Origin of the sequence: Paenibacillus sp. FSL R7-0652, from assembly GCF_038595045.1 — a bacterium.
Taxonomy (GTDB): Bacteria; Bacillota; Bacilli; order Paenibacillales; family Paenibacillaceae; genus Paenibacillus.
Genome location: NZ_CP152001.1, coordinates 1298829 through 1318705, shown reverse-complemented (window position 1 = coordinate 1318705; position 19877 = coordinate 1298829). Strand labels below are relative to the sequence as shown.

Annotated in this window: 13 protein-coding genes; 7 read left to right on the top strand and 6 right to left on the bottom strand. The window is 49.0% G+C overall.

Going from position 1 to position 19877, the window contains the following annotated elements; all coding sequences use genetic code 11:
* Positions 1 to 325 precede the first annotated feature (325 nt).
* A complete protein-coding gene (locus tag MKY97_RS05790) occupies positions 326 to 1759 on the top strand; it encodes an aspartate ammonia-lyase (protein WP_342554547.1) in 1434 nt (477 codons plus the stop codon).
* Between the two features lie 119 nt (positions 1760 to 1878).
* Here MKY97_RS05790 and rpoN read toward each other — a convergent pair whose 3' ends face one another.
* Positions 1879 to 3225: an RNA polymerase factor sigma-54 gene (gene rpoN, locus MKY97_RS05785; protein ID WP_342554546.1), complete on the bottom strand. Its 1347-nt coding sequence runs from the start codon at positions 3223 to 3225 to the stop codon at positions 1879 to 1881.
* Positions 3226 to 3471: 246 nt separating this feature from the next.
* Positions 3472 to 5019, bottom strand: a complete 1548-nt coding sequence (gene pruA, locus MKY97_RS05780; protein ID WP_342554545.1) for an L-glutamate gamma-semialdehyde dehydrogenase — start codon at positions 5017 to 5019, stop codon at positions 3472 to 3474.
* Positions 5020 to 5272: 253 nt separating this feature from the next.
* Here pruA and MKY97_RS05775 point away from each other — a divergent pair, with 253 nt between their 5' ends.
* Positions 5273 to 6196, top strand: a complete 924-nt coding sequence (locus tag MKY97_RS05775; RefSeq protein WP_342554544.1) for a proline dehydrogenase family protein — start codon at positions 5273 to 5275, stop codon at positions 6194 to 6196.
* Between the two features lie 508 nt (positions 6197 to 6704).
* On the top strand, positions 6705 to 8627 hold the full coding sequence (locus tag MKY97_RS05770) for a sigma 54-interacting transcriptional regulator (RefSeq protein WP_342554543.1): 1923 nt from the start codon (positions 6705 to 6707) through the stop codon (positions 8625 to 8627).
* Between the two features lie 132 nt (positions 8628 to 8759).
* Here the strand turns inward: MKY97_RS05770 and MKY97_RS05765 are convergent, their stop codons facing one another.
* Both MKY97_RS05765 and MKY97_RS05760 read right to left on the bottom strand, forming a co-directional pair.
* Entirely contained in the window at positions 8760 to 10832 is a 2073-nt protein-coding gene (locus tag MKY97_RS05765) for an ATP-binding protein (RefSeq protein WP_342554542.1), read from the bottom strand.
* A gap of 675 nt (positions 10833 to 11507) precedes the next feature.
* Entirely contained in the window at positions 11508 to 13178 is a 1671-nt protein-coding gene (locus tag MKY97_RS05760; RefSeq protein ID WP_342554541.1) for a PucR family transcriptional regulator ligand-binding domain-containing protein, read from the bottom strand.
* 189 nt (positions 13179 to 13367) lie between these two features.
* Here MKY97_RS05760 and ald point away from each other — a divergent pair, with 189 nt between their 5' ends.
* Positions 13368 to 14501, top strand: a complete 1134-nt coding sequence (ald, locus tag MKY97_RS05755) for an alanine dehydrogenase (protein ID WP_342554540.1) — start codon at positions 13368 to 13370, stop codon at positions 14499 to 14501.
* Positions 14502 to 14606: 105 nt separating this feature from the next.
* On the opposite strand, the gene MKY97_RS05750 is transcribed toward ald, so the two are convergent.
* Positions 14607 to 15524 carry a PD-(D/E)XK nuclease family protein gene (locus MKY97_RS05750; RefSeq protein ID WP_342554539.1) on the bottom strand — a complete coding sequence of 306 codons (918 nt, stop codon included), beginning with the start codon at positions 15522 to 15524 and terminating at the stop codon, positions 14607 to 14609.
* A gap of 1227 nt (positions 15525 to 16751) precedes the next feature.
* On the opposite strand from MKY97_RS05750, the gene MKY97_RS05745 reads away from it, so the two are divergent.
* The 3 genes from MKY97_RS05745 to MKY97_RS05735 all read left to right on the top strand — a co-directional run bounded on the left by MKY97_RS05745 (position 16752) and on the right by MKY97_RS05735 (position 18680).
* Positions 16752 to 17435, top strand: a complete 684-nt coding sequence (locus tag MKY97_RS05745) for a serine/threonine protein kinase (RefSeq protein WP_342554538.1) — start codon at positions 16752 to 16754, stop codon at positions 17433 to 17435.
* A gap of 94 nt (positions 17436 to 17529) precedes the next feature.
* Complete coding sequence (locus tag MKY97_RS05740; protein ID WP_342553461.1) at positions 17530 to 17847, top strand: transposase; 318 nt, start codon at positions 17530 to 17532, stop codon at positions 17845 to 17847.
* Positions 17796 to 18680 carry an IS3 family transposase gene (locus MKY97_RS05735; protein ID WP_342553462.1) on the top strand — a complete coding sequence of 295 codons (885 nt, stop codon included), beginning with the start codon at positions 17796 to 17798 and terminating at the stop codon, positions 18678 to 18680. The genes MKY97_RS05740 and MKY97_RS05735 overlap by 52 nt, the downstream gene beginning before the upstream one ends.
* Before the next feature lie 199 nt (positions 18681 to 18879).
* Here the strand turns inward: MKY97_RS05735 and MKY97_RS05730 are convergent, their stop codons facing one another.
* Entirely contained in the window at positions 18880 to 19776 is an 897-nt protein-coding gene (locus tag MKY97_RS05730) for an AraC family transcriptional regulator (RefSeq protein ID WP_342554537.1), read from the bottom strand.
* Positions 19777 to 19877: the final 101 nt, after the last annotated feature.

Sequence of the window (19877 nt, the reverse complement as noted above, 5' to 3'; positions counted from 1 at the left end):
ACCCCGTAGTCCTTTTTTCCTATTTTACCAATCATGTACCAAATTTCATGTGACATATATCACTGAAAACGCTCTATTCACCTCTGACCAATCGTCCATGAATGACTTTCATACCATTTAGCTCATAATGAATAAGACAAGCTTGGTACCCTCCCCCGCTGCTGTAATTAATAAAACAAAATTTAAATTCCCCAATTTAAATTATTATCGGTTACAACGAAAGAATCATTTAGCTTGGCATCTATTTTGCTTAAATGATATACTGAGTGCGCTTCAGCAGCGCTGGAGCAGAACTATTTTGATGATGCCAATGGAGGCGAACGAGATGTCTACTATGTCCACACGGACGGAGAAAGATTTTATCGGCGAAAAAGAAATCCCGGCTTATGCGTACTATGGAATTCAAACGGTGCGGGCTGTAGAGAACTTCCCGATTACCGGCGTTCCGGTGCACCGCGAACTGGTTACGGCGCTGGCTGCTGTTAAGAAGGCAGCGGCTATGGCGAACATGGAACTGAAGATGCTTCCGGGCAAAATCGGTGAAGTGATCATTATGGCAGCGGATGAAATGATGAAAGGCCATCATCTCGATCATTTTATTGTAGACTCCATTCAGGGCGGTGCAGGCACCTCCATGAATATGAATATCAACGAAATTCTGGCCAACCGCGGACTCGAACTGTTAACCAAAAATAAAGGGGACTACTTTCACTGTAACCCCAATAATCATGTGAACATGTCCCAATCTACCAATGACGTTGTACCAACAGCCCTGCGCATTGCAGCCTATCGTCTATCGGAGACACTGCTGGGCACGATGAAAAAACTGCAGGAGGCCTTTCGCAAAAAAGAAGTCGAGTTCAACGATGTGGTAAAAGTAGGGCGCACCCATCTTCAGGATGCCGTACCGATCCGCCTGGGACAAGAATTCGGTGCGTATGCCCGTGTCATTGGAAGGGATATCGAACGACTTGAATATGCCAATAAACGCATGCTCACCATTAACATGGGTGCAACAGCTGTAGGAACAGGACTCAATGCCAAACCGGAATACATCGTCAAGGTTACCGAGTATCTGTCAGAGGTCACCGGCCTTCCGCTGCAGACCGCAGACGATCTGGTTGATGCGACCCAGAATACAGATGCTTATCTGGAACTCTCGGCGGCTCTGAAAGTATGTGCAGTCAGCCTCTCCAAAATCTGTAATGACATCCGCATGATGGCTTCAGGCCCGCGTGCCGGACTGAATGAGCTGCTTCTGCCGCCACGTCAGCCGGGATCTTCCATCATGCCGGGGAAAGTCAATCCGGTAATGGCAGAGGTGATTAATCAGGTATCCTTCCAAGTCATGGGGAATGACCATACCATCTGTATGGCTTGTGAAGCTGGACAGTTCGAACTGAATGTGATGGGCCCTGTTATTGCATTTAACCTGCTGCAATCGCTGAAGATTATGAATAACGGGATTGATGTATTTACACGGTACGCCGTGGAAGAGATGGAAGCCAATCGGGAGCGCTGTGAGCTCATCATGAAACAAAGCTTTAGTGTCGTGACAGCCCTGAATCCTCATTTGGGCTATAATGTAGCTGCCTCCATCGTAAAAGAAGCACTGAAAACCGGGATGACCCTGCAGGAAATCATTCTGGAGCGAGGTTTGCTGACCCCTGAGGAATTGGAAGAGATTTTACATCCGGAACAAATGACTACACCTGGGATTGCCGGAGAACATTTCCTGCGTAATATGGAGCGCTTGTAAGTTCTCTAAGCTTAAAGGGAGTCAATGAAATGCCCTGTTATCCGTTTATTCGGTTAACAGGGCTCTTTTCTTTGAGGTACTTCACAGGTTGGTTTTAAAAAGCATACTCCGGCTTCTTCTCATCGCTTGGTCCGGGGAGAGGAAGCCTGATCCACTGGATGGCTGTTCCAGCGTTTTCGTTCCAAGGAAGGCAAAATCCGAAGTTCTTCCCTGTACTTCGCAACAGTTCGCCGGGAAAGAAGGATGCCTTCATCAGCTAGAACAGCAGCCAGCTGGCTGTCTGAGTACGGCCTATTGATCTGCTCGGTTCGAACAATTTCCTTTAGACGTCGTTTGACAGCGGATGCGGACGTCTGCTGTCCTGATACGGTTGATATGCCGGAGTCAAAAAAGCTCTTTGCCTCATAGATTCCATAAGGAGTGTGTATATATTTACCGTTTACAGCACGGCTGACCGTTGATTCATGCATATGAAGTTTCTCAGCAATAACCGCGAGATTAAGCGGTACCAGCGCATCAGGGCCCTCACTCAAAAAGTGCTTCTGCTCATCCATAACAGCCATCAGCACACGAAGCAAAGTCCTGCGCCTCTGCTGCACACTGCGCATAATGGCCCTCGCTTCTGACACCCGATTCTTCCAGAGTTCGCCGGGAGCCGAATCTCTGACCCAGCTGCTGCAGGCTTCATTCAAGGATACACGCGGATTACCTGCTGCAAGCAGTCTGAACACCCTCTCTCCGTGAAGCAGTTCCACGGCAGCATCGGGAACAACATAATGCGGGCGTTCAGCAGCTCCAATGCAGCGGCACGGCTTGGGGTCCAGCTGCGTGATATAGTTATACGCCGCCTGTGCTTCCCGCGAGGTGATGCCAAGTCTGTCTCCCGTTCGTCCAGGATGGAAAGGAACCAACGCCTCCAGGCCTGCCTGCACCATCTGCTCGGCGTACGGCGCTGCAGATGCATCACGGCGAATCTGCAGCAGCAAACATTCCTGCAGATTCCGTGCTCCCACCCCCGGAGGGTCCAGAGACTGCAGAACGTCCAGCCCTGCATTCAGCTCACTCATGGATACCTTTAATACAGTCTGAATGTCTGATAATTCCATCTTCAAGTATCCATCATCATTTACACATCCGGCCAAATAGACAGCCGCCTTCTCCAGTCCGTTCGGCATACTCATTAGGCGAATCTGCGAAGCAAGGATTTGTTCCACCGTAGGCTCTGTTCCTTTGGCCTGAAGTAAAGGATCATACGAAGTATGCCATTGCGTATTGTCTCGCCGCACTGATCTGAACGGGTACGCGGGCTGATCTTCCAGTTCAAGCAGCGGATTATCCGCTGCGGCTTCCTGCAAATAACGATAAAGCTCCTGACCAGACATGGTCAGCAGATGAAAGGACTGTTTCATCTCCGGCGTGATGGACAGCCGGAACCGCTGTTCCTGCACCAACTGAACATCTAACATCCGTCGCCCTCCTTATGTCAAGCTGGACATGAATTGAACACAGTGCGGTGCGCTATACGTTAAAGTAATGCCTTTTCTCCGGAACACTTCCATGACAATATAACCCGAAGAGCATCCGCTTGAATATCCCGTCTTCAATATTTTCATGGTAATTCGAAGTATTGTAAAAAAGGGATTTGCAGGCATATTACCATACAGTTCATTCATTGTCAGCATGTTAATACAGACATGCCGCATCCCGCTGCATTAATACTTTTCAGATACCAGCTTCGCTTGTGTAAACAGCAGCAGATAATCTCTGCCTCCTGCTTTGGAATCCGTTCCCGACATATTAAATCCGCCAAACGGATGGGTACCCACCAATGCCCCCGTGCACTTGCGGTTAAAATACAGATTGCCCGCAAAATATTGTTGTCTCGCCTGCTCCAGATGGGCCCGATTGCGCGAAATCACCGCACCCGTCAGACCGTAATCCGTATTGTTGGCAATCTCCAGAGCATCCTGAAACGAATCGGCTTTAATAAAGGCCAGTACCGGGCCGAATATTTCTTCCTGGGCAATCCTGGCCTGCGGGTCCACATCTGCTATTATGGTCGGCTCAATAAAATATCCTGCAGGATCTCCCGTACCTCCGCCATGGACCAGACGCCCTTCCCCTTTGCCAATCTCGATATATTCTGTGATCTTCGCGTAAGCCTTATCGTCAATAACAGGTCCCATGTAATTTTCAACTTCGAGCGGGCTTCCCAGCGTCAACTTCTGCGTACGTTCAATCACTTTTTGCAGTACTTCATCATATACATCCTTATGAATTATGGCACGGGAACACGCCGAACATTTTTGGCCCGAGAAACCAAAAGCCGAAGCTGTAATGGACTCGGCCGCCAGTTCCAGATCGCTATCTTGATCAACTATGATCGAATCTTTGCCGCCCATCTCGGCAATCACACGTTTGATCCATTTTTGGCCCGGAGCAGTACGCGCAGCCCGTTCATTTATTCGCAGACCCACATCCCGGGAACCGGTGAAGCTGATAAAACGTGTTAGTGCATGGTCGACCAGATAATCGCCCACTTCGCTTCCCGGCCCGGGCAGGAAGTTCACCACACCGTCCGGCAGCCCCGCTTCTTCCAGCAGTTCAATAAACTTGGCTGCGATGACCGGTGTCGTGCTCGCAGGTTTCAGCACGACTGTATTACCCGAAACCAAAGCCGCCGAGGTCATGCCTGCCATAATCGCCAGCGGGAAATTCCAAGGTGGAATAACGATACCTACACCGAGCGGAATGTACGTCAGTTCATTATCTTCCCCTGCAATGCGTACAAGAGGCTGCGGCTCACTGAGACGTTGCATTTCCCGGGCGTAAAACTCCATGAAGTCAATGGCTTCGGCGGTATCCGCATCCGCTTCCGACCAGGTTTTGCCCGCTTCATAGACCATCCAGGCGGAGAACTCGTGCTTGCGGCGGCGCATAATCGCAGCCGCTTTGTACAGATAACGGGCCCGTTCATTCGGGTCCGTATGTTTCCAGGTGCGGAATGTCTCTGCCGCCGTTTGAATGGCCTTCTCGGCCAGCTCCCGATCAGCTTGATGAATCGTTCCAACCACCTGATCTTTGGCTGCCGGGTTGACGGAGGTCAATGTGCGGCTGCCGGTTATTTTTTGCCCACCAATTATCATCGGATATTCCTGTCTCAGTTCGGATTCAACCTTACGCAGCGCTTCCTCAAAGGCTTTCCGGTTCGCTTCTACCGCAAAAACTGTAAATGGTTCGTTAACAAAAGGGATATTCATCAATGATTCCTCCTTCAAGATGCGGGTTCTGCCGCTATATCGCTGCTTGGATTCATGCAGCACTTACGTCTCAATCAAATATATGAAGCAAGAAGCGTGCCAACTCCGCTTGAGAATGAATTTTTTTTTGATTCACGGAGATAAAAATTTCCATAAAAAAATTAAGGCAAAACCACTGCACACAGCAGCTTTTGGCACGTTTTTTGCTAGATATATGAAATACACAATCATGAATGATTAGGGAGGAACCACGATGAGTGTCGGAACGGAACTATACCGTAAAACGTTGTTAACCGTGGCTGGCAATAAAGCAGTAGAAAACCTGTCGCTCAAATACGGGAAAAAGCTCGCTGGTAAGTTTATTGCAGGCAGTACGCTGGAAGAGGCACTGGATGAAATTCGCACTTTAAACAGCAAAGGCATTATGGCGACACTGGATCACTTGGGCGAGGGTATTACCCAATTACGTGAAGCGGCGCTATACCGTGATGAATATGTGAGGCTGGTGGACGGCATAGCGCATAGCGGCGTTGACTCCAATGTTTCACTCAAACCGACGCAGATGGGGCTGGCACTTGATCCCGAAGAGAGCTATCAAAATATTCGTACGGTTGCAGCCCGGGCGAAGGAGCACGAGCTCTTTGTACGCATTGATATGGAAGATAGCCCGTTCACGCAGGCCACACTCGATATGGTGCGAAGGCTGCATGCGGAAGGGCTTGATAACACCGGCACAGTACTGCAGGCTTATCTGCATCGAACGGAAGAGGATACTCGCGATATGATTCGGGAAGGCATTCGCCTTCGCCTCGTCAAAGGCGCCTACAAAGAGCCTGCTTCTGTCGCTTACCAGAGCACGACCGAGGTCATTCATCAGTTCAAAACGATGATTCGCCATCATCTTGACCAAGGTGTATACACAGCTGTCGCCTCACATGACGATCACATCATTAACTGGACAAAACAATACGTGAAAGATCGAGATATTTCTCCTGAGGCCTTTGAATTCCAGATGTTATACGGTCTGCGCATGAGTGAGCAGGAACGTCTGGCACAGGAGGGTTATCGTATCCGCTGTTATGTACCCTATGGCACGATGTGGTACCCGTACTACACCCGTCGTCTGGCCGAGAAACCTGCTAATCTCTGGATGGTTGTTAAAAATATGTTTCGCTAGAATGCACATAAAAAGCGCTGTTATGCCATGCAATCCACTCACCCTGGAGGGCATGGTTTTTGCCACTTTTTTAAATGACAGCTCCATCACAATTCGTCACCGAATCTTCAAACCGCATATATGTCTAAAAAATAAGAATAATCAAATTAAATGTCCAAAATTTTAGACTTAATTCTCGAAATTACGGTGTATTCTTCTCCGCTGCATTATTCTCTTCTCTCTCCAGCAGGTATTTCGGCTTATTTAAACACTTCAAAAGTGTCATATAACTTAACATTCATCCCGTGTATATTTTCTATAAAAAGTTATATTTTGTAGTAATATCAATATAAATCCTCATCTCCGTCTAATGAAATCGTATACATAAATTCCTCACTTCGAAGTAACCGTTCCCAAAAATAACATACGAACAGCAGATGTCAAAAAATATATACACAACACCCTGCAGACGATATACTATTTATAAATTCAATCACTTTAATCCGTATGCTGTAATGAGGTGATCCTGATGAGACATTTACTTCCCACTTTGAACGGACTAACGCGGACAGACATGCAGATCTACAATGAACTTCCCGTTAACGGACATTTCCTTTCACCAACACATCCAGATTGGGATATAACGACAGCGCGTCCTGTTTTTGCGCGTTCTGCTGCCGGAGCTGCTTATCTCTGCTGTTCGTCCCCTAATCAGCCCAGCTCGCTCATGGAGGAATATCCGTCTTCCATACTTTCTTCCGAGTCATCAGAATCCAACAAGGATCTGCTTCAACTAATGCTTCCTGTCCCGGTGATTTCGTCTTCCACCCCACTTGCACAAGCGATTCCATTGTTCGCCAAGAGCCCTGTTCTGCTCATTAAAAATGATCGTGACGAATGGGAGGGGTATATCTCCGCATCTGATGTCATGTCTTCCCTGCTTCAGGCTCATCGGCTGATGGAAGCCTATTTGGAAACCACGCTCGAGACAGCAGGCTCTGCACTGTCGTTAATTAATGAGGAAGCAAAGGTGGCCTACTGGACATCCGGCGCGGAGAACATCTTTTCTATTCGTAAAACCGATATTATCGGTGAGCCAGCCGCCAACTTTTTCCCTCCAGAACGGCTCCAATCGCTCAAAACGTTATATACCGGTGAGACCGTCTACCGTAAGCAGCATCAGCCAAGACCTGATCTGTTTGCGCTGATTAACGCCCGCCCTGTCAGACTGGACGGCCGCATTGTCGGAGCAGTTGCTGCCGAAGTGGACATTACAACCGAAATTCGGCTGCATCAGGAACTGCTGCATATGTCCTCCAAGGTACAGCATTTGGAAAAAGCGGTTGCCCGGCTTCGTCCCGAGACGGATCCATTCGCCCGTATCAAAGGCAGCAGTCCGATTATCCGGCAGTGTCTTGACACGATCCGCAAGATCAGCACCACTCCTGCTACAGTACTCATTATGGGTGAAAGCGGTACGGGTAAGGAGCTGTTCGCCAAAGCCATCCATGATCTGCGTGAACCGCAGACCGCTCCTTTTATTGCGATTAACTGCGGAGCCATTCCGGCTTCCCTGTTTGAAAGCGAATTGTTCGGTTACGAGAAAGGTGCTTTCTCCGGGGCTGATCCCAAAGGAAAAAAGGGGAAAATCGAACTGGCGGATGGGGGCACGCTTTTTCTGGATGAGATCGGTGAGATGCCTTCCGAACTGCAGGTAAAGCTGCTTCGCGTGCTGCAGGAACGGAGTTATTTCCCGGTTGGAGGCACCCGCATCAAACAAGCCAACTGCCGAATCATTGCCGCGACCAATCAGGACCTCCCTGCCATGATTGCCCGCAATCAATTCCGTGAGGACCTTTATTATCGCCTGAATGTCATCAATCTCATCATTCCGCCGCTCCGGCTGCGTAAAGAGGATGTTTACGAACTTACTCAGACATTTCTGCAGGAGTTCTCACTGCTCTACAATCGTCATATTGAAGTGATTCCTCCGGAAGTGTTCAAGCTGTTATTTCAATACGATTGGCCCGGTAATGTCCGTGAACTGCGCAACGTGATTGAACGTCTGACCATTCTGGCAGTGGATGGCGAGATTAAGTCGGAATATTTGCCTGATTCGCTGATCCCTGCAAACGCTAACGAAAAGTTTGAAATGAATCCTACAGCAGATAACCTCATCTCTGCAGGCCAAGCAGGAGCAGATCAACCACAGGTGACGGAGAAACTGCAGCATGGAAACACGTCGGAGGATGCTGCAGTATGGGACGCTCCCGGCAGTCAAGCAAGCTCCGAAGATCCGGGACTCTCTTATCAGCAGCAGCTGGATGCCTATGAGGCTCGGCTTTTGCAGCAATATCTGGAGGCTGCGGGAGGCAATAAACGAACATTGGCGAAGCAGCTCGGCATCTCCAGGGCTACACTGTATAATCGCATGAAACGGCTCGGTCTATAATACGCCGCAGGTGCCGATAGGCGGATTAAATGAACGAATGCACAGCTTAAAAACCCCGCAGTAACGGACCACCTGCCGTTTCGCTCGGGGTTTTAGACATTTCCAAAAAATATACAAAAACAAAATCGCTCCTTACAATATTCTCGCTAAGCGGATCAGTGCTGTTCTGAGATGGCGATAAAACGTAGCCCGGCTCATGGAACACACCTGTGCCGCGGCAGTTGGATTGCCAGCATGAGTCCAGTAAGCTGCATGCAGCAGCTTCTGGTCTTGAGGAGACACGCCGTGTACTCTGCCTTCCAGCAGGTCCAGAACGTATAACTGCAGCTGGATGCCATCCTTCACACCTGTTACTCTTTCCGCATACGGCTGCAGCTCTCCGGGAGAACGAAGATGTGCAAGCATTTTGCGTACCTCCTGCTCGGACCAAAGCTTTTGCCCTGCCGACGCTGTTCCAGGCTGTATTTGATTCGCTGGCAGATCCGGGTGAAGAAGCGACATCACCCAAGCGCCGAACTGCCCGCTGCGTAAATCGAGCTCCAGCACATCCGCCCGGTCCTCGTATCGGTCACAAGCTCGCGTAGAGGTGCTCCTCATCTGAAAACCGATGCTCCGCAGAAACAGCTTCAAATGCGGATTGGTTGCAACCAGAATGGCTCTCGCCCCGTCTCCCAGTAGGGACAAGCGGTCCAGCACCATATAGCCAACAAGTTCCTCGCGTGTATATCCAGGGACATCGTCTCGAGCCGCAGCCAGCAGCGCAAAGTGTGTATCGCTCTCGTCGGGATCACACTGCATCTCCTCCGGGGCAAAGCATTCTTTCATCTCATGCGGAAAATACTTCAAGAGCAGCTCACTTGTCTCCCGATGCACCAGCACGGTAATAAACATCGCAATCGGTTCTCCTCGCATGTCACGCTTCAAGACGATTCCCCCGGGATACTGCTGAGCCAGTTCATCCAAAAAGGGAGCATATTTCACAGCCTGCCAAGGTTCAACGCTGTATTCACACCACTGCTGCAGCAGTTTATGCATTGCGGGCAGGTCTTTCATGTTCATCGGTTCTAACGATGAGAACAGAGAGTCGCGGGATACATCGGCATACTTGCGATACTGGAGCATCGCTTCCTGACAGAGCAGCAGCATCTTACGCGCAATCTGACGCCGCTCTTGGGGGCCGGCTTGTTCATGGAGCGGTTTGAGCAGCTCGGCAATTCGAATCCGCATGCACTGCATGCGGTACGGCTCACGCTGCCGAAAGTCTCGCATCAAGTGCACTCTGGCCATATCATGCAGGGCCAGACCATCCGGTGCAGCGCGGATGAAAGACATTCGTCTCAGCATATGATACTCTTCGGGCTTAACCGCAATATCCAGCACAGCAGATAACAGTTCCTGATTTGCCGTCTCCAGCAGGGTTAATACTTCTACCATTGGATGCAGACGCGGCGTAGTAAGCTCAAGCAGGAGCCGGGCACTTATCATATGCGAAAGCTCGGCCCACTCCGCATGAGGAAGGTTTCTTCCTTGATCGGCCGCTTCCACCGCAAGTGCCAATCCAAGTGGATGTCCATCTGTCATTTTTGTTATGGTTCCGGCGACACTCGGTCTTAACGGACCGGCCGCTGCAATATATTCCGCAATCTCATCTGCATTGAAATGCTGCAGCTGCAGCTGTATCAGCCGCTGATACAGCCGTGGGTGCGTTCGCCATGCCGCTGAAAGTTCCGAACGGGAAGCAAGTATGATGAGTACCCCTCTTATATGAAGTTTGGCAATAAAAACTTCCATAAACCAGCCTTCAAGCAGTGCAAGCTCCTCGTAGTTATCTACTGCAATGACGAGCCGCTTTTCCCTGGGCATGCTTTTCAACACAGAGAGCAGCTGCGTGCCATGGCTTTTCAGCAGCCCCAGCTCTACCCCGAGTGTGGATATAAAATAATCTACAAACACCGAGGGTGTCGTACCACATGCCCGTCCGTCCATCCATACAGCCGTTGCTCCTCGTTCCCTGGCTATAGACAGCATTTCTGAAAGCAGTGATGATTTTCCAATCCCACCCATACCGGTAACTGAAAATATAGTCATAGGCGCTTCGGCATGCTCCAACCACTGTCTCAATGTCCTCAGTTCTTTGGTCCGACCGACAAAGCGTTTTCCGTCCCTGACATCGTTCTCATATTGAGCTTCACTACCGTTTCCCATATCTATCCTCCGTACTAGATTCTGACACTTCGACTATTGTTGATTTCTCATAAAATTGAGACTAGATTGAGACGCGCATATGCATATCCAATGTTAGAATCTTGATAAAAGCCAATTTATAGAAAAAGATACAGAGGCGGTTACACATGTATACGAACCGTATCACGGATACATATAACCACTTCTTAACATAAAGCAGCACTCCGCCGAGCACCTGAGCAAGCCTGTACACATCGTTTACCGACTTGGTTTCATGCATCCTTTCGTACCCTACTCCCAGCCCGATCATTCAGGAAAGGCGGATTTATGTGAAAAAACATCTTGATATCTGTAATTTGAGTGCACAACTCGGCATCCGTTCCCAACAGCTTCAAGCTTGGTTAAGCCTGAACAACCCAACTTTAGACCAACAGCAGTATGAATCAAAACCGTATGAACCAAAACGAAGGTCTAATCGTGTAACATCTGCATATCGTCTGGCAGCCCCTGCTTCTTTATCTTTGATTCTCTCATCCGCTTCATCCGTACGTTATCGGGGCCGCCTCTCTAGTGCAGGGTCTTCTCATGGCCTATCTCGATCTTCGCAAAGCATACAGCGCATCAATAAGCTGTAATCCGGTAAGACTCACTTTCAATACGTTCATATGTGCATCCTCATCTCCCCAACCTTAATTATCAAGGGGACAGCTCATCTCCTCCTTCAATCATGGCGTTAGCAAGCAGCGCCATCTCCAAACACACTCGTTTATCCTGCTGCATATAATCCGTTCCCAGCAGTTCTTCCAGTTTCTCCAGTCGGTTATATAGAGTCTGTCGATGAACGAACAGCTGGGCGGCGGCATCTCTTTTAGATCCAAAATTCGCAAGATAAGCGTCCAGTGTCTCTACCAATCTTAACTGGTGGTTTTGGTCATGCTCGATAAGAACTCCCAGATGATCCATGGCAAACGTCTGCAGGAAAGAAGGCGGCATTGCTTTTAACATTTGATATATACCCATACGATCATAGAAATGAACATGTTTCATCGGTTTGACAGAACGCGCCACCTCAATCACCTGATACGCTTCCTGTAGGCTGTCCTTCAGCCTTGTTAATTGATTTCGAAGTTTGCCGAAACCGGCGTGAATCTGTACTTGCTTCAGATTTGTACTGGCGAACCGTTTGACATCCTGAGTGATGCCTTCCAGCAGCTGCATCAGCTGCTGCTGCGAGGTCGTTCGCGCTTCTTCCTTCGCACAGCAGAGATAGACTTGATTGTTTTTCAGCATGACAAGACTGGTCAGATGATTCTTCTTGAGAAGCGAACGGAGCAGCACCAGAATATCCTGATGATTGGCCTCCATTCGTTCCCGGCCCGTTCCCTTCATACGGTGTTCAATCTCCAGTATACCTCCGGCAAACCAGTACTGCCCCTTCACCAGCAAACGAAGTCCCATGCGGGTTCTCGCCTGCTCTTCCTGCTGAATCTGGTCATTCATCAACTCTTGAATCAGTTCATTCTGGTTGCGTACCATCTTCTCTTCAAGAAATTGAGAACGAAGTGTAAGGGCCGCCGCAGCTTTGGCCGTATAATCCAGAAGCAGTTTAAGATACTCCACAACCGCTGACGGATGCACGATCATACCTATGGCTGAGAACACTTGACCAAAACAGACGACTGGGTAACACAAGAGTGAAGTCCCTTCATCCATGTGAAACCAAAGTTCGGTATCCGAATCGTTCAGATCCAGCTGCTCCACTTCCCGGCTGTACCAGCTATGGATCGCCTGCTCCATCTCCGGGGCAAGTCCGGGCACAAAACTGCCTGCTTCCATTGACGAAATGTACACTACCGGTTTGGCCGCATAGGTATGCAGCAGTTCCAACACAGCAGACAGATCGGTACTCTGCAGCGTTCGCTGTTGAAGTTCGCGGGAATAGGTCTCGAGGCTCTTTAACAATTGGTGCTGATGGTTAATAAGTAGAGAGTGGATATCCTGCGTAATCTCGACAAAACGTACCGGCTCCTCAAATACGATAAGCGGAAACTGGTGCAGGTTCGCGAGTTTAATGAGTGATTCCGGGATGGCATGAATGCTGGTTCCAAACTCTACACATAATCCAGCTGCTTCGCGGTTAATCAGCTGCATCAAATATGCTTCACGACCTTCTTCCGATTGAAGCCATAAACCCGTGGATAAAATAAGATCATGCTGGCTTACAAAAGGAGACACATTGGTTATTTCCAGCACATGGACCCAGCCCACCTGACGATTCAGGCCTTCCTGCCCTGCGGCAAGACGCGCTCGACCAAATACCGGACGCTGCAGCATATCTCGGACAGTAAATACGCGGTCATTTCGCAAAGTCGATCCCTCTCAGTGTCATTTTTTCTTACATTATAATCGATGGACATAAGTCCTGAATAGACTTATTCGACGAAATGTTGAGTCGATATTTCAAAAATTAGACATGGTGTAAGGTGCAAAACGACGTATGGGGTCATAAACTTGTAGTATAAGCTAACAACCAATAAATGGACGAGGTGCATGGCGATGAGAATCGGAATCCCCAAGGAAATCAAAAACAATGAAAATCGTGTAGCGATGACACCTGCCGGAGCGGCTGATTTCGTAAGTGCCGGGCATCAGGTTTTTATAGAGCAGGGTGCCGGACTAGGCAGTGGATTTCTGGATCAGGAATATACGCAGGCTGGCGCCGTGATTATTGAAACTGCCGCGAAGGTATGGCAGAATGCCGAACTAATCCTTAAAGTAAAGGAACCTCTCGCCGGTGAATACCATTATTTTCGCCCGGGTTTGATTTTGTTCACCTACCTGCACCTCGCCGCAGAGCCAGCCCTTGCCAAAGCACTAATCGAAAAACGGGTAACTGCCCTCGCTTATGAAACATTGGAAGTAGGCGGCTCTCTCCCGCTGCTCACACCCATGAGTGAAGTGGCCGGGCGGATGGCTGCGCAGATCGGTGCGCAGCTTCTGGAGAAGACAGAAGGCGGCAAAGGCATTCTGTTATCGGGCGTACCTGGCGTAAGCCGCGGCCGGGTTGTCATTATTGGCGGCGGCACGGTAGGGACCAACGCGGCCAAAATTGCACTTGGCCTGGGAGCAGATGTGACGATTCTGGATCTGAACCTGAATCGGCTGCGCCAGCTGGACGATATTTTTGGCAATCAGATCCAAACACTGGTCTCCAGCCCTTCCAATATTGCGTCCGCTGTCACTTCGGCGGACCTGCTGATCTGTGCGGTGCTGATCCCGGGCGCGAAAGCGCCAACGCTTGTCAGCGAGCAGGTCGTGAAGACCATGTCACCCGGGTCGGTCATTGTGGATGTGGCGATTGATCAGGGCGGGATCGTTGAAACCATTGATCATATCACCACTCACGACGAACCCACCTATGTGAAACATGGTGTCGTGCATTATGCGGTGGCAAACATGCCTGGCGCCGTGCCGCGCACGTCTACGGTGGCACTGACCAACGCCACCCTGCCTTATGCGCTGCAGCTGGCGAACCAGGGTGCAGCTGCTGCGATTCGCGGCAGTTCGTCCATTCGCAGCGCAGTGAATGCGCTGCATGGACATATCACGTACGAGGCGGTTGCCCGCGATCTCGGGCACGCCTATGTTCCTGCAGGACAGGCGCTGGAGGATTCCGCCGCGGTCCAGTAAATCTTGCGGCCGTTCCACCTGGAACCAACCGTGTCCAGCCTGTGGAACGCACAGAAGCGCAGTGCCCGAGGGGAAGATTACCCGGGTGCTGCGCTTCTTTCTTTTTTACACGATCCGTTCACTGCACACTTCGCGAAAATTGCAATCCCGGCATGCTCTGTGCGAAGGCATCGGCGTGAAGTAGGACATGTCCTTGGGACGATTGTAATACTCATCTGCCACACAGGAACGCATCTCCTCGATATAACGCCCTACGCTCTCCTCCACCTTGCGAATATCCTCCTCGGTGGCCCTGAACTCTTTATGTTTGCCGGTCAACAGGTACTCCACCCGAATCTCAATCTGCTCCAGCGGAATCTGGTAGTGCTCTCTTACATAGGAAGCGTACAAGATTAACTGATCGGAGAAATCATCCTCTTTGCCCGTCTTCCAGTCCACAATGACAATGTTACCGCTGCTGCGTCTGTATAATAAGTCCATCTTCACATACACGCGTGTATCATGCAGCAGCAGCGTATCCCATTTCTCAATCTCCAGAATCGTTGTGCTCGCACGGGACAAGTCTTCCCACGTCAGCGTCCGATACAGGTTACCTACGCAGGCGCCCGCACGTTCGCGAATAGTTGCGATCCGGTCGTTCAGTGTATCGTCGCCATAATAAATTTCGGACAACATCGTATGATTCTTCGGATGAAGACGCCACTGCTCGGGATTCATCGAATCCTTATAAGCCTGATTCAGCAGGTCACGTATCGTTTTCTCCAAGAAAACCTCACGCGGCTTGGGTTTCCCCTCTACCCTGCTCCGTACAGCCGACTCACACATCCGGTGTGCCAGATCACCAAAGACCAAATACAGATTGCTTAGCTGCTTCAGACGATACAGACGTACCTGCATCTCATCAGCTGATTCTGTTTTCCAACCGTTATGGGCACCGTAATAATGATAATAATATTTGCGCAGGCACTCATCGAACATACTCGCCCGCGACTGCGAATAAGACCACTGCGGGTATTGTGCCATATGAAATCTGCCTTTCTGTATATCGGATTTCCCCATACCAAATGCTGCATTAGGTACCGTAGGGTGGGTTCGAGGAACATTTATGTTTAATTTCTTCACGCCTCGCTCTGCAGCACAATGGACTGGAAGATCCTTTTATTGCTCACAGTATAAAGCTCTGACCGTTATGCCGCAACCCGGCTTGCATTATTTTCTTCCGAACGGAACCGTTTGAGGGGCGATACGTATCGTTTATATAGTTACATCAGGATGAAGAAAGCGGCACTCGTCATCGGTGAAGGAGATGATGATTCGGCTGCTCGGCATTAGAAATGAAGTTAGAATAAGAGGATTATTCTTCTATGCCGGGTAAGGGAATTGTCTTGTTTCAGGATCATCAGAATAAGGCGACCATGACGTGTTAATAGTGTTAGAATACTGAGATTGATTTTGTCAGGATAAAGAGGAAAAAAGACAATAGCGGGAATAAGCGTGAAAGCGGGAGAAGGAGTCGATCAGGGAGAGATTGGCATCTTAGTCTAGCCTCTCCATGCGGCGCTAACGATCCCCACAGACCTTATTCGCCCATTTTGTTGAGGATTAGAAACCTAACGATCTCCAGAGACGCTATTTAGCTGGATTTCAGCTGTCAGAGCGCTAAAATGGACGAATTACGCCAAATAGCGTAACTACGAATCGTTAGAATGTCAACATGGCTGTTTGGGGCGAAATAAGGCTTCTGGAGATCGTTAGAATTTGTGGAGGCGCTGAAACGTGGGATGATACAGGATTAGTTGCTGGAGTAACTTATTATGGTGGTGCGCATCAGTCCATTTACTTGAGTAACTTGCCATCGCGGTATATGCATCAGCCCAATTCACTTGATTCACTTATCAACGGGACCCACACCGACTTATTTACTTGAGTTACTTACTATCGTGGTTTTAGCATCAGCACACTTACTTGAGTTACTTGCCGTGATGGTGCACAGCGGCCCACTGGAACCTCATCAGCACCCTTCCACCCACTCATACATCAGAAAGTTGAATTCGATCATGAACAGCATTAATCTATTACGTGAATATAGTTTTCATATGAGTCTCTAACCATTTACAATCCTACTGAACTACTATTGCGGTGCGATTTACAGTACAACTAGAGTATAGAACACAGCGAACCACCCTTAATAACACTGCATACAATCACTACTGAAAATATGTACAGGCATATCCAAAAGGAGGCGCCACCATGAAGCAGCCGGATTGGTTCCAAGCGGAAGCAGCATTACAACAAATTCAAGTCATCGGAAGCGATCGAAATGAGCTGGTAAACATTATCGGCGAGGCAGCAGGAGTAAACTGCATTGGAATTGGTACGGATGCGGCTGTATTTACGTACGATCAGCTGCCGCAGTATGCCTTCAAAATGTACTCGGATCATGCTTTGGATAAATTAAATAATGAAAAACAGGTCTACACCCAGCTCCAGGGCCTGCCCTACTTCCCGACCTATTACGGCAGCGGCCGAAATATACTTGTCATTAGTTACGAACCCGGAGACACCTTGCTGGAATGTTTGGAAAAAGGAATCCCCGTCCCCGAGCAGGTCATGCTCGATGTAGACGCAGCGCGAGAAGCCGTTCGTCGCCTTGGGCTGAATCCACGCGACATCCATCTCAAAAATGTGCTTCTCCAGAATGGACGCGGCAAAGTGCTAGACGTATCGGAGTATATTCAGGAGGGAGACGATCATCGCTGGGAGCATCTGGTGTGGGCCTATCACAACATCTATCCACGTATCAAAGGTACACCGATCTCCCCCCGGATGCTGCAGACGATCAAATGGACATATAACCAGCTTGATCAGGCCAATCTCAAACTGGAAGACCTCTCTAAAAAAGCGAATCGACTGCTCTCCAGGTTCCTGAAATAAAACCACCCGGGTTTAGCCTGAAGTGCACCCCTTAGAATAGACATTGGAAAAACCCCTGGGTTTAACCGATGAAATTCTAGGGGGTGTATTTTTTATGGCGATTAAGGGACAAAAGTTTAAAACGTATTCGGAGACGTTGAAAAATGAGGCTATTCGTCTGCACACGGTTGAGGGCTGGACTTATCGAAAGATTAATGAGCATCTGGGAATTCATGACCCAGGACGAATGAAGCGCTGGATGAGAAAATATCGGGAACAAGGTGAGTTTGGACTGATGGATCAGCGAGGGCGACGTAAAGAATACTTGGACCAAGACCGTTATGTCCAAAAACTGAAACGGGAGAATGCGTTGCTAAAAAAGTGCTTGGTCATCTGGAAGGAGGAAGCAAACAAGAAAGATTTCAGATCATAGAAAAAGTAGCGGCATACGGGGATATCCAGAAACTTTGTGATGTATTTGGCGTGTCACGGAGTGGATTTTATGCCTACATAAAACGTAAACGATTTGACCGCGATACAAAGGCGATGAACCAAGTACTTCAAACCTATCAACGATATGAAGGGAAATATGGTTATCGACAACTCCAGTTGTTCCTTTGGCAAGATCAGGGGACTTGGATGAACCATAAAAAGGTGCTCCGCCTGATGCAAATGCTCGGTATTCAATCCAGGATTCGTCGTAAACGACGCTCCAGTGGCCCGTATGCACCTGCGCAGCGAGTAGCAGAGAACTGCCTGAAGCGAGACTTCAGTGCAGAAAAACCGAATCAGAAATGGGTAACGGACATTACCCAGTATCGTGTGGGAGAGCGCTGGATATATCTTTCAGCTATAAAGGATCTGTTTAATAACGAAATTGTGGCCTACGAAATAGGCGAACGCAACGATAATGAACTGGTGCTCCGCACATTCAGTAAGGCGTTTGCGAAGCAAAAAGACGTGACCGGACTCGTCGTTCACAGCGACCAGGGTTTCCAGTACACGTCTCATGCTTACCACGACATGCTGCCAAAGGTTGGCGCCCGAATCAGCATGTCTCGCCGAGGAAATTGTTATGACAATGCCTCGATGGAGAGTTTCTTCTCGCATCTCAAAACGGAAGGACTCTACCCTTATCATATCCGAACGCTTAACGAAGCACAAAGCAAAATCGAAAAATATATTCGTTTTTATAATCGAAAGCGGCCACAACGGAAACTGAAAAAACTGACGCCGGTAGAGTACCGACGCCAGTTTGCAGCCTAGGGTCTTTTTATAATGTCTACTAAATGGGGTCTTGACCATCCGAAAATCGGTTAAACCCGGGTGGTTCTTTACCTTTTTTTCTGCTTCACTTCTGCCCGGCTTCCTGCACATTTTCCCGCTCCGCTTCCTGCTCCTCTTCTATTCCTATCCCTTCTCATCAAACCTTATGTTCATGCCTTTCCTTTTCTCTGCCGCTTCTTCATCCATTCTTCATCCCCCGTGCCTGTGAAGGCGTCATTCCCTTGTACTGCTTGAATAATTTTGTAAAATAGTTTGCATTGTCACAGCCGACCTTGGCGGCAATCTCCGTTACTGTAAGACTGCTTCCCTGCAGCATGCGCTCTGCTTCACTCATCCTGCATCCGTTTACGTATTCTACGAGCGTACGTCCGGTAAGCTTTTTGAACATTTTGCAGAAATGGTACACGTTAAGCCCCACTTGGCCTGCAGCTTCACTTACAGATAATTTCTCCTGCGGCTCAGCCTCAATATGTGCAATTAACCGTTTAAACCGCTCGCGGTTAGGAAAATACCCTCCGCCCGATCGATCACGCAGCTGATGCGGCATAAACGTCCGGGCCATCAGGGTAAACAAGGCATGCAGCTTGGATTTCACCACAAGTTGGTAGGCTGGAGGCTGCATCGCCATCTCATCTACGGCTTCATTTAATAAAGAATAATAGCCAGCACAGGCTGCATTCTCAGCGGCCGGTTTAACCGGAAACCGCACACTGCCTTCCAGATAGGGCGCGACATACTGTTCGTGCACAGGATCGCTAGCAAAATCCTGAAACAGACCACGATTGACTACAATGGAGTCGTAATACACATCCCCCTCATCCAATGCGTATCCAACATGCAGTGCACCACCCGGGATGATAATGACCTCTCCCGCCTCGGCTTCATAAGGCCGGCTGTCAACATGGAATACCGCTCTTCCTTTACGCATAATGATCCATTCAAAATGCTCATGCCAGTGCAGATATAAAATGCATTCTTCAGCTTTTTTATCGGCACAGCGATTTTGGAACAGCTGAAACGGATGGGATTTATGATCAATTCGCGTATTCTCGTGAAGCGCTTTCAAGTCCAACACGGCTTTCTTCCCCCTCACCACAAAATCCGACTAATAAAGCACAAAATTGTTTAGAGCCTTCGCGCAGCTCCACGGCTATAATGAGTGTGTCACGAAGTACT

What these genes read in the sequence shown, in the direction of transcription:
- MKY97_RS05790 (WP_342554547.1), top strand. Translation starts at nt 326, where the DNA reads ATGTCTACTATGTCCACACGGACGGAGAAAGATTTTATCGGCGAAAAA.
- rpoN (WP_342554546.1), bottom strand. Translation starts at nt 3,225, where the DNA reads ATGTTAGATGTTCAGTTGGTGCAGGAACAGCGGTTCCGGCTGTCCATC.
- MKY97_RS05765 (WP_342554542.1), bottom strand. Translation starts at nt 10,832, where the DNA reads ATGGGAAACGGTAGTGAAGCTCAATATGAGAACGATGTCAGGGACGGA.
- MKY97_RS05775 (WP_342554544.1), top strand. Translation starts at nt 5,273, where the DNA reads ATGAGTGTCGGAACGGAACTATACCGTAAAACGTTGTTAACCGTGGCT.
- ald (WP_342554540.1), top strand. Translation starts at nt 13,368, where the DNA reads ATGAGAATCGGAATCCCCAAGGAAATCAAAAACAATGAAAATCGTGTA.
- MKY97_RS05740 (WP_342553461.1), top strand. Translation starts at nt 17,530, where the DNA reads ATGGCGATTAAGGGACAAAAGTTTAAAACGTATTCGGAGACGTTGAAA.
- MKY97_RS05770 (WP_342554543.1), top strand. Translation starts at nt 6,705, where the DNA reads ATGAGACATTTACTTCCCACTTTGAACGGACTAACGCGGACAGACATG.
- pruA (WP_342554545.1), bottom strand. Translation starts at nt 5,019, where the DNA reads ATGAATATCCCTTTTGTTAACGAACCATTTACAGTTTTTGCGGTAGAA.
- MKY97_RS05750 (WP_342554539.1), bottom strand. Translation starts at nt 15,524, where the DNA reads ATGGCACAATACCCGCAGTGGTCTTATTCGCAGTCGCGGGCGAGTATG.
- MKY97_RS05745 (WP_342554538.1), top strand. Translation starts at nt 16,752, where the DNA reads ATGAAGCAGCCGGATTGGTTCCAAGCGGAAGCAGCATTACAACAAATT.